At 58.2% G+C, this 10,477-nt stretch carries 9 protein-coding genes and 2 pseudogenes; 7 read left to right on the top strand and 4 right to left on the bottom strand.

The window, feature by feature from the left end:
• The 4 genes and pseudogenes from A3C3_RS45705 to repA all read right to left on the bottom strand — a co-directional run.
• Nucleotides 1–106, bottom strand: a pseudogene (locus tag A3C3_RS45705) (IS6 family transposase); the annotation flags it as partial.
• A gap of 163 nt (nucleotides 107–269) precedes the next feature.
• Complete coding sequence (repC, locus tag A3C3_RS0133860; protein ID WP_022718954.1) at nucleotides 270–1,481, bottom strand: plasmid replication protein RepC; 1,212 nt, start codon at nucleotides 1,479–1,481, stop codon at nucleotides 270–272.
• A 191-nt stretch (nucleotides 1,482–1,672) separates the two neighbouring features.
• Nucleotides 1,673–2,707 carry a plasmid partitioning protein RepB gene (repB, locus tag A3C3_RS0133855; protein WP_022718953.1) on the bottom strand — a complete coding sequence of 345 codons (1,035 nt, stop codon included), beginning with the start codon at nucleotides 2,705–2,707 and terminating at the stop codon, nucleotides 1,673–1,675.
• Nucleotides 2,704–3,927, bottom strand: coding sequence for a plasmid partitioning protein RepA (gene repA, locus A3C3_RS0133850; RefSeq protein WP_051154556.1), 1,224 nt, complete (start codon nucleotides 3,925–3,927; stop codon nucleotides 2,704–2,706). The genes repB and repA overlap by 4 nt, the downstream gene beginning before the upstream one ends.
• Before the next feature lie 316 nt (nucleotides 3,928–4,243).
• Here repA and A3C3_RS42065 point away from each other — a divergent pair.
• From A3C3_RS42065 to trbJ, 7 genes and pseudogenes are all read left to right on the top strand, one after another.
• Nucleotides 4,244–4,680, top strand: a pseudogene (locus A3C3_RS42065) (transposase); the annotation flags it as partial.
• 146 nt (nucleotides 4,681–4,826) lie between these two features.
• Entirely contained in the window at nucleotides 4,827–5,450 is a 624-nt protein-coding gene (gene traI / locus A3C3_RS0133840) for an acyl-homoserine-lactone synthase (protein ID WP_022718950.1), read from the top strand.
• Between the two features lie 12 nt (nucleotides 5,451–5,462).
• Complete coding sequence (gene trbB, locus A3C3_RS0133835) at nucleotides 5,463–6,440, top strand: P-type conjugative transfer ATPase TrbB (RefSeq protein WP_022718949.1); 978 nt, start codon at nucleotides 5,463–5,465, stop codon at nucleotides 6,438–6,440.
• The gene (locus A3C3_RS0133830; RefSeq protein ID WP_022718948.1) at nucleotides 6,430–6,813 is read left to right on the top strand and encodes a TrbC/VirB2 family protein; all 384 of its coding nucleotides are present in this window, start codon (nucleotides 6,430–6,432) and stop codon (nucleotides 6,811–6,813) included. The genes trbB and A3C3_RS0133830 overlap by 11 nt, the downstream gene beginning before the upstream one ends.
• A complete protein-coding gene (locus A3C3_RS0133825; RefSeq protein WP_022718947.1) occupies nucleotides 6,806–7,105 on the top strand; it encodes a conjugal transfer protein TrbD in 300 nt (99 codons plus the stop codon). Before A3C3_RS0133830 ends, A3C3_RS0133825 begins: the two co-directional genes overlap by 8 nt.
• Before the next feature lie 10 nt (nucleotides 7,106–7,115).
• Nucleotides 7,116–9,572 (top strand): conjugal transfer protein TrbE, encoded by a 2,457-nt coding sequence (locus A3C3_RS0133820; protein WP_022718946.1) that lies wholly within the window; start codon nucleotides 7,116–7,118, stop codon nucleotides 9,570–9,572.
• A complete protein-coding gene (gene trbJ, locus A3C3_RS0133815; protein WP_028740231.1) occupies nucleotides 9,544–10,347 on the top strand; it encodes a P-type conjugative transfer protein TrbJ in 804 nt (267 codons plus the stop codon). The genes A3C3_RS0133820 and trbJ overlap by 29 nt, the downstream gene beginning before the upstream one ends.
• Nucleotides 10,348–10,477 lie beyond the last annotated feature (130 nt).

Raw genomic sequence — 10,477 nt, 5'->3', positions numbered from 1 at the left:
TGCGCAGGCTGAGCGGAAAGCGAAAGTAGAGCCATACCGCGTGCGCAATGATCTCAGCGGGAAAGCGGTGGCGACGATAAAGCGGATCACGAGCAACTTCTGACATGGCCCATGTACGCACATCTTCATCAGCCGTCGGTTAACTTTACGGTGCCCAGCGAAGGATGCGCCGTCCGTTTTCAGTGATCGAAATTTGCTTGGCAGCGCCGAGGTCAGGAGCCAGAAATCACGGTACGAAAAACCCTGACAGTTGTCAGGGTTTTATCGACTCATCCGGTCTTCCCGGCAGCGCCTCCGTGCGCTCTTAGCAGCGCCATGAGAACCGGACCAAGCGAGAATTCACCTTGCCGCGCTCTCGCCGTAAGATCGCGAAGATAGCCGCCAGCCGAGTTGATATGCCCTGCCCGTTCAAGGATGCAGGCGATAGTGGCGGCCGCATTTTCCGGTCCCATTGTCTCACAAGCCTCCTGATAGGCTGATGGACTGACACCCAGCATCGATCGCACGGTGACCGCCGCCGCCATCAGATCTCGCCAGCTACCAATCGCTCCGCCAGGCCCGTATGCCGTGATGTCGGGGCATGCCCTCAACACCATTCCCAGCGGAAATGCCTTCATCGGCTCGCTCTTCTGGTCACGGCTTTGGCTCGCCCGCGCCCCCTGCTCTTTTTCAGAGCTAGGTTCAAGTTCATTGAAGGATTCGGTATTTGAATTCTGTATGTGATGCTCATTGTGGGCATCATTGGTGCTATAATTCTCTGTTTTCCCGTGAAAATCCAGCATGTTGAGGATTTCTTCCTGCAGTATTTTCATTTCGTCGAGCAAATCGGCCAAATCAGGGAGGCTCGGGGAGCGTGGCAGGCGGCGGATCAATTCGACGAACACGGACTCGATTTTCTCCCAATCCCCGTCGGCGCCCTCTTCGATCGCGGCCGTGATGAGCTTACGGACGTCGCGGCGGCATATTGTGAGGCTTTCCTTTGCCCTTTTTAACGCTAGTCGATTCGCGGCTACCTTTTGCGCGATGCCCGCAAGTTCCTCAGCGCGCATGAGCAAAGGTGAGAGATCAAATCCGAACGCGCTTTCGATCGTCCCTGCCTTGTCCTTTCGGGCGTAACGTTTGCCATTGGCGCTATCCTTTCGCACGATCAATCCGGCGTCGACGAGAAACGCCAGATGTCGGCGAAGTGTGGCGCCGGCAATACCGTGCGCACGCAGTGTTAGCTGAGCGTTCGATGGGAACACGACAAGCTGAGCGTCCTGACGCAGCTCATTTTCAGGATAGAAGCTCAAAAGCGCGTCCAGGATCGCCAAGCTGCGATCCTGGAGGCCGAGCAGTTCGCGCGCTTCTGAAGCGTCGCGGAAGATCTTCCATTTATCTGCCGACTTGCCCGGCTTGATCTCTTTTGTGGCGATCTGTCGTTTCACCAGAGCAAGCGTTATCGGCCGCCGCCCAAAGGGCGTCGTCACATCACTTTGCATTTTTCTTCACCTTCTATGAGGCAAAAGAAATCCGCTCACCAAAATACGGTGCCAAAGACTCTTGACTGGGATTCGGGGAAATGCGATTCTCTAGTTGTCACACAGAGAGAGAGGCTTCCACGACGGCAACGTTTGGGGGCCTTTTTCTTTTGCAGCGCTTCCTTTCTTTATTTCCAAATCCCTGACAGCTGTCAGGATTCGTATTCTCGCTGACGGGCAAAGCGCTCAGCAAGTTCTGGCAGCTCCGCTTCGACAAACTTCAGAAATTTAATTCCGAGTGATCCCTGGGCCGAAATCCGGACCTCTTTCGGGGACACCACCAGGGCGCCAAACTTCGTTCCGCTACCATCCGAAATCGGAATTGGTTCAACGCCCTTTTGGGCGGCTGGTTTGATGGCATTAAGGACGCGCTGAAACCTCTGGTCGGATGTCTCGGTACTGTCGGCTTTTATGCTTAATGCCGCCCGAATCGAATCGAGGATTCCTGGATTGCCAGCAACTGTCTTGGCGAGATCGAGCCAGCGTGGCCGCCCGATCTTCGGCGCCCGCCCAATGGCCTCGATAATGTCCGCAGGAACGACCCGGTAGACGTTGCGCATTCGGGCAAGTTCGGCATCTTCAATCGAAAGCGCGGCGTAGATGTAGCGCGGCTTGATCCCCGCGTCGTCCATTCGCGATGCAAACAACGCGCGCTCGATCCAGGTCAGATCCTGGCGGCCAGCATTTTCAATGCCCTGCGCCAGAACAAGATCAAGATCGGAAATTTCCATCTCGAGGGCGCGAACGGGCCTGCCGAGCTGCATGGCAGCGAGCCAGCGTCGGTGACCGTAGACGATCTGGTAACGACCAGGAGACGAGGGGTGATGGCGGACCTGGACGGGAATCTTTTGCCCCTCAGTCTCGATCGACCGCTTGAACATCTCGAAGCTCGTCCCGTCATCATCCGGCAGTCTGTCCGGGTAAGGGGAGGGGTCGATGAGCGAAGGATCCAATTCGCGAACCGCACCACCGCCCGACTCAACGATAGCCTTCAAACGATCTCGCTCTGTCCTGATGTCATCGATGGCCCGATGGGCCGCACCGATCACACCTGCTCCGACACGATTACCGGCAACGGGAGCAGGGGCCAGCGACGGCTGCTGTTGATCCGCAGCCTGATCATTCTCCAGCTCTGCGGAAAGCAGCCCGAAGCTGGCGACAATAGACTTGCGAGGTGATTTGCTCATGTCCGCCCCCAACTATCGTTGATGAGGCGAATTATCGCCTCGTTTACGGCGTCTACCGCTTCACGGGCGCGTTTTTGAGTATCGCGACCGATTTGTCCCATCTCGAGCTCGTATATCGAACGTTTTGCTAGGCCGGCGGCCTCGACCGCAGTGCTCTCTATGGCGGTCGGCAACAAGACATCAGAGCCGAACAAGTGCCTAAGCATCGCAACGACCTGTGATTGCGGAGCGTCATTGGGGTTGTGCCGCGTTACCAAGTACCGGATAAAATCCTGATCCAGCTGGGCACCGCTCTCATTGAGGACGCTAATCAAATCGCCCATCATGAGGAGAAACTGGCTCATCGATGCAACGTCCAGCATGGCAGGGTGGACCGTTATGATCATGCTCGTTGCCGCGTATATCGCGCTCAGGGTCAGAAAGCCGAGCGACGGCGGAGTATCGAGAATCACGACATCGTAGTCCGCCTCGACTTCCGTAAGAGCTAACTTCAATCGCTCGAAGAAGATTGCGCCCGAGGTCGATTTGTTGGCCAAAACCCGTGGCGTTTCGTGTTCATACTCCATGACTTCGAGATTTCCCGGAATAAGGTCAATGCCATCGAAGTATGTCTTGCGGATGATATCGCGGATTGGACGACGTTCGGCCTCGTCGTAGCGCAGAGAGGCGTAGATAGTTTCATTTGACCCAACGTCAATCTCTGGTTGAGCACCAAACATAGCGGACAGGGATGCTTGCGGATCCAAATCCAATGCAAGGACGCGATAACCGTGAAGCGCGAGATAATGGGATAGATGGACGCAGGTCGTGGTCTTTGCGCTGCCGCCCTTGAAGTTCGCTACTGCAACGACCTGGAGATGCTCACCGGCGCGACGGCGCGGAAGGAATCGAGCTGCGTCCGCAGGCTTCTGCATTGCGAACAACTCACGCAGCTCATTGATCTGGGCCAGCGTGTAGACGCGATGGTTGTTCTCCAGCCTGCTGGGAACCGGTCCACGTCCTTCGATGGACATGAGCTTCAGGGTGGAATCGGGTATAGACGTCAGCTTCGACACTTCGTTAGTCAGAAACGGACGCAGGGTTTTTTCCGACTTTGGCGGATACATGCGGGTTCTAAGCTGCTGCAGTTGCCCGGACAGAAGTCCTGCATGGCGCATGATTTTGCTGCCAGCATCTTCCTTTGAGCCGACAACTGATTCTACTCGGTTTGCTATCGCCATCTGTTCCTCTTGGCGGCATTCTACCGGTTTACCGGCAATTGCCCGCCAAAGATAGAACACGATTCTCCTAAACGCGTCCAGACGTTTAGGGTTAAGAAATCATTAACGGCTGGGGATGATCCGAAAGCGGTTTTTCCAATTTCTTTGTTTCTGTTCCGATGGTTAGCCCAACGCTCCTATGCTCTTGATCATGAAATGTTCTCCTGTGAATCCTACAAACGTAGATAGGGTACTGAAGGCTTCAGCAAGCTCTCTGAAGGAGGCGGTCATCGCAGGCTGGCGACGTTGAACGTCAACTGATTCCATGGACGCCACCTTGACCAAGAGTGAAGGTAAGACAGCCAGCGCCGCCGTCAAAGACATTTTGCTTTCGAAGGCAGACGGGCTGCGCGAGGCGATTCGCACGGTGATGCAGGAGGTATTGGAAGCGGAGATTGACGAGGCGCTGGGGGCTGCGAAGGGCGAGCGTACGCCGGAACGACTCGGCTACCGCTCAGGCCACTATCGCCGCACGCAGATCACACGGGTGGGCAAGCTTGAACTGCGGGTGTCGCAGGATCCTGGGGCACTTCTCCACCGAATTGAACGCCATCAGCGCTCCGAGCGGGCGCTGGTGGCGACCTTGGCGGAGATGTATTTGCAGGGGGTGTGTCGACCAGGAAGGTCAAGGCGATTACCGAGCAGCTTTGCGGTTATGGGTTGTCAGCATCATCGATCTCGGCGATCAACAAGCGGCTGGACGAGAGCCTGAAGAAGTGGCCTTCCGCAATGAAATGTTATCGCAGTTACGACAAACGGTCGGCGCGACTCAGATGAACCCACCTTGTAGAATTCTACAACTGCCGCACAGCTTTCATACGTGCTCATTTCCCAGCCGTCATTCACTGACGGAGAAAATCATGCACATTATCGCTATCTCTGCCGCTGGGACCCATCGCGAGCACCAACTCCTCGAGGCGCAGCATTCCTTGCGGGCACATGTCTTTTCCGATCGGCTCGGCTGGGAGGTTGACGTTGTCGACGGCCGAGAGGCGGATTCGTTCGACAATCTCGGGCCCGCTTACATCCTCGCGGTCTCGTCCGACAACCGCGTCGTCGGCTGCGCCAGGCTTCTCCCAGCCCTGGGTCCAACAATGGCAGAAAACGTCTTTTCGTCGCTACTTCCGGGAGGACGGCTCCATGGCCATTCGGCGATGATCGAAAGCTCCCGCTTCTGCGTTGACACGATGCTTGCAAAGAGAAGGGGAGCAGGCTCGGTCCATGAGGCGACCCTGACCATGTTCGCAGGCATCATCGAATGGTGCATGGCGAATGGCTACACCGAGATTATCACCGTGACCGACACTCGATTCGAGCGGATCCTAGCTCGCGTCGGATGGCCACTGCTGCGTTTCGGGGAACCCAAAAAAATCGGCGTTACGATGGCCGTGGCGGGCACGCTGCCCGCCAACGCGGACACATTCCTTAGGCTTCGCCCCTCCAATTATAGCTCTGAACTCAGCCCTCTCAGCCAAGCAGCGTGAAAGGAGAAATTCGTGAACCAGCTTCGCTCTCACCCCCGACTTGTCCGGAAACTGCAGGAGGCGCTCGGCGGTCAGCTCAGAGTTGCCCTAGACGACACAAATGTCGTTGAGATCATGCTCAATCCGGACGGAAAGCTATTCATCGAACGGCTCGGTCACGGTGTGGTTCCCGCCGGCGAAATGTCCTCCGCTGCCGCGGAAATGGTAATCGGAACGGTCGCGCATGCACTCCAGTCCGAGGTCGACACGGAAAAGCCGATCATTTCCGGCGAGCTGCCGATCGGCGGCCACCGCTTCGAGGGTCTTTTGCCGCCCGTAGTCGCCAGGCCCGCCTTCACCATTCGGCGCCGCGCCTCACGCCTCATTCCGCTCGATGACTATGTCCGTGCGGGCGTGATGACTGAATATCAGGCCTCCACGATCCGCAGCGCGATTTCCTCGAAGCTCAACATCATCATTTCCGGAGGGACCGGTTCGGGCAAGACGACGCTTGCGAATGCAGTCATCGACGAGATCGTCAAATCCGCGCCGGAGGATCGCCTCGTCATTCTCGAGGACACCGCAGAAATCCAATGCGCGGCCGAGAACGCAGTTCTCCTGCACACCAGCGATACAATCGACATGGCGCGGCTCTTGAAGAGCACCATGCGCTTGCGTCCCGACAGGATCGTTGTGGGCGAGGTTCGCGATGGCGCAGCCCTCACTTTGCTTAAGGCCTGGAATACCGGCCATCCAGGAGGTGTTGCAACCATCCACTCGAACACCGCCATGTCGGCGCTGCGTCGCCTTGAACAGCTGACCGCCGAGGCAAGCCAACAGCCGATGCACGAAGTGATCGGAGAGGCCGTCGATCTGGTCGTTTCGATCGAGCGGACACCGCGCGGGCGGCGTATTCGAGACGTCATCCACGTCGAGCGGTTCGCGGGCGGTCGGTACGAGATCGAAACCGATCAGCTCACGGAAGAACAGGAGGCGCGCCATGTCGCGTAAATACGCACTCATCGTGATCGCACTCATTGCAGCGCCGAGCCTTTTCGCGTCCGTCGCGCCGGCGCTGGCCAGTTCCGGCGGCAGCCTTCCTTGGGAGGGGCCACTTGAGCAAATTCAGGAATCGATCACTGGCCCGGTCGCCGGCTACATCGCACTGGCTGCAGTCGCAATCGCCGGCGGCATGCTGATCTTTGGCGGGGAACTGAACGATTTCGCGCGGCGACTTGTGTACGTCGTTCTGGTCGCCGGCATCCTGCTCGGCGCCACCACCATCGTCGGACTGTTCGGGGCGACCGGCGCTTCGATCGGGTTGACAGACAAGCAGATCACATCGTGTAATTCGAACGGAGAAGGGGAGGGGGCTCATGGCTGAGTCCTCGTCCGGCCTGCGGCGCAACCGCATTCACCGCGCTCTTTCCCGCCCGAACCTACTGATGGGCGCGGACCGGGAGCTGGTATTGATCATCGGTCTTGCGGCCGTGATCCTGATCTTCGTCGTGCTTACGGTTTATTCGGCGCTTTTCGGTGTCGTCGTCTGGATCGTGATCGTCGGCCTGCTCAGGATGATGGCGAAGTCCGATCCCTACATGCGGCAGATCTACGTGCGGTACATTTCCTACAAGCCCACCTATAAGGCGACCAGCTCGCCATGGCGGCGGTACTGAGGAGACGGCCGTGGTAGCTCTCAAATGCTTCCGGGCCACGGGCCCATCCTTCGCCGATCTCGTCCCATACGCCGGCCTCGTCGACAATGGCGTCCTCCTGCTGAAGGACGGAAGCCTGATGGCCGGCTGGTACTTTGCCGGCCTGGATTCTGAAAGTGCGACTGACCTCGAACGCAACGAGCTGTCGAGGCAGATCAATGCGGTCCTGTCGCGGCTTGGAAGCGGCTGGATGATCCAGGTGGAGGCTATTCGCATCCCGACGGCCGACTATCCATCGGAAGACCGTTGTCATTTCCCAGACCCGGTCACGCGCGCGATAGATGCCGAGCGCCGGGCGCATTTCGCACGCGAGCAGGGGCATTTCGAGAGCAAACACGCACTGATCCTGACCTTCCGGCCGCTCGAGTCCAAAAAAACTGCTATCAGCAAATACATCTATTCCGACGAGAAGAGTCGCAAGAAGTCCTATGCGGACACTGTGCTGTTCATCTTCAAGAACGCGATCCGGGAGATCGAGCAGTATTTCGCGAACACACTTTCGATCAGGCGAATGGAAACCCGCGAAATGGTCGAGAGGGGAGGGGACCGGATTGCTCGGTATGACGAGTTGCTTCAGTTCGTCCGCTTCTGCATCACCGGGGAAAGCCATCCGATCCGGCTCCCGGACGTCCCCATGTATCTTGATTGGATCGCCACGGCCGAGCTTGAGCACGGACTGACGCCGAAAGTCGAGAATCGTTTCCTCGGCGTTGTCGCCATCGACGGTCTGCCGGCCGAAAGCTGGCCGGGCATTCTGAACAGCCTTGACTTGATGGCACTCACCTATCGGTGGTCATCGCGCTTCATCTTTCTCGATGCCGAGGAAGCCCGACAGAAGCTCGAACGCACGCGCAAGAAATGGCAGCAGAAGATCCGGCCGTTCTTCGATCAGCTGTTTCAGACGCAAAGCCGCTCGGTCGATCAGGACGCCATGACGATGGTGGCCGAGACCGAGGACGCGATCGCGCAGGCCTCGTCGCAGTTGGTTGCCTATGGCTACTACACGCCGGTCGTCGTGCTGTTCGATAGCGATCGCGAGGCACTGCAGGAGAAGGCGGAAGCAATCCGCCGCCTGATACAAGCGGAAGGTTTCGGAGCGCGGATCGAAACGCTCAATGCCACCGACGCCTTTCTCGGCAGCCTGCCGGGCAATTGGTATTGCAACATCCGCGAGCCACTGATCCACACCGGCAATCTCGCTGACCTGATCCCGCTCAACTCCGTCTGGTCGGGAAACACGATCGCGCCATGCCCGTTCTACCCGCCGAACTCGCCGCCGCTGATGCAGGTTACGAGCGGCTCGACACCATTCCGGCTCAACCTGCATGTTGACGATGTCGGCCACACGCTGATCTTCGGTCCGACCGGTTCCGGTAAGTCGACACTCCTGGCACTGATCGTTGCGCAGTTTCGCCGGTACGGAAGTGCCCAGATCTTTGCCTTTGACAAGGGAAGTTCGCTTCTGCCGCTGACGCTCGCCGCGGGTGGCGATCACTACGAGATCGGCGGCGACAACGTGGAAGAGGGGACGGCGTTGGCCTTCTGCCCCTTGTCCGAACTCAAAAGTGGCGCTGATCGGGCGTGGGCGACGGAATGGATCGAGATGCTGGTCGGCTTGCAGGGCGTCACCATCACGCCCGATCACCGCAACGCCATCTCCCGCCAAGTCGGCCTGATGGCCAGCGCGGCCGGTCGCTCGCTCTCGGATTTCGTCAGCGGCGTGCAGATCCGCGAGCTCAAGGATGCGCTCCATCACTATACTGTCGATGGGCCGATGGGTCAGCTTCTCGATGCCGAAGAGGATGGCCTGTCGCTTGGGGCCATCCAGACTTTCGAGATCGAGCAGCTCATGAACATGGGCGAGCGCAACCTCGTCCCAGTCCTGACGTACCTGTTCCGCCGGATCGAGAAGCGCCTGGATGGGTCGCCGAGCCTGATCGTGCTCGACGAGGCCTGGCTGATGCTTGGTCATCCGGTATTTCGCAGCAAAATTCGAGAATGGCTGAAAGTGCTTCGCAAGGCGAATTGCGCTGTCGTTCTCGCCACACAGTCGATCTCGGATGCCGAACGGTCCGGGATCATCGACGTGCTGAAGGAATCCTGCCCGACGAAGATTTGCCTTCCAAATGGTGCTGCCCGGGAGCCAGGAACGCGGGAATTCTACGAGCGGATCGGCTTCAACGAACGCCAGATCGAGATCGTCTCGGGCTCCATCCCCAAGCGCGAATACTACGTCGCCACGCCAGAAGGCCGGCGGCTCTTCGACATGTCTCTCGGGCCCGTTGCGCTCAGCTTCGTCGGCGCCTCCGGCAAGGATGATCTCAAGAGGATCCGCGCGCTCAAATCCGAACATGGCGACGACTGGCCGATCCATTGGCTACAGACTAGAGGAGTTCATGATGTCGCATCACTGCTCAACTTTGAATAAATGGCTCGCCGGCTTGGTGGCCGTCGCTCTGACGATCGGCGCCGTCACGCCGGCGCATGCCGGCACCGCCACGGGTGCTGCGACGGAATGGACGCAAGTTCTCAACAACGGTGAACTTATCTCCTTGGTCGGGAAGTCCGGCGAGCAGATCCAGAACCAGATCACGCAGATCAGCCAGCTCGCCGAGCAGATACAGAACCAGCTGAGGATCTACGAGAATATGCTGCAGAACACTGCGCAGCTACCGAACCACGTCTGGGGACAGGTAGAAAGCGACCTCAATCAACTCCGAAACATTGTAGATCAGGGGCAGAGCGTTTCGTTTTCGATGGGCAATGCGGACGATGTGCTGCACCAACGTTTCCAAAGCTATGCCGATCTCAAGACCAACCTGCCTAGCAACGAGACTTTTTCGACGACGTACCAAGCCTGGTCGGACACGAACCGCGACACGATCGCCAGCACTCTGAAGGCGGCGAGCCTCACGGCCGATCAATTCGACAGCGAAGAAGGAACCATGGATTCGCTGCGCGGAATGTCGGAATCCGCCGACGGCCAGATGAAAGCCTTGCAGGTCGGGCATGAGATTGCCGCCCAGCAGATCGCCCAGATGCAGAAGCTGCGGGGTCTCGTCTCCCAGCAGATGACCATGACGGGAACCTGGCTCCAGACCGAACAGACCGACAAGGACTTGGCGCAGGCGCGGCGGGAGAAATTCTTCAGCGCCACCGCCCCCTCAACATCCGGTGGTCAAAAGATGGGGATCGAGTGGTGAGAACGAAAGCCCTCCTACTTGCCAACGCCGCAATATTGCACTCGGAGGCGCAGGCATATGGTTCCTCATTTCCGAAAAAGCGAGCTACCCAGGAACGGCACGAAGAGTTCTTTGGACGACCAAGGAGTTT

The organism is Rhizobium mongolense USDA 1844 (assembly GCF_000419765.1).
GTDB lineage: Bacteria > Pseudomonadota > Alphaproteobacteria > Rhizobiales > Rhizobiaceae > Rhizobium > Rhizobium mongolense.
Note: the sequence above shows the minus strand (reverse complement) of the source record. Positions and strands in the feature narration are given on the sequence as shown.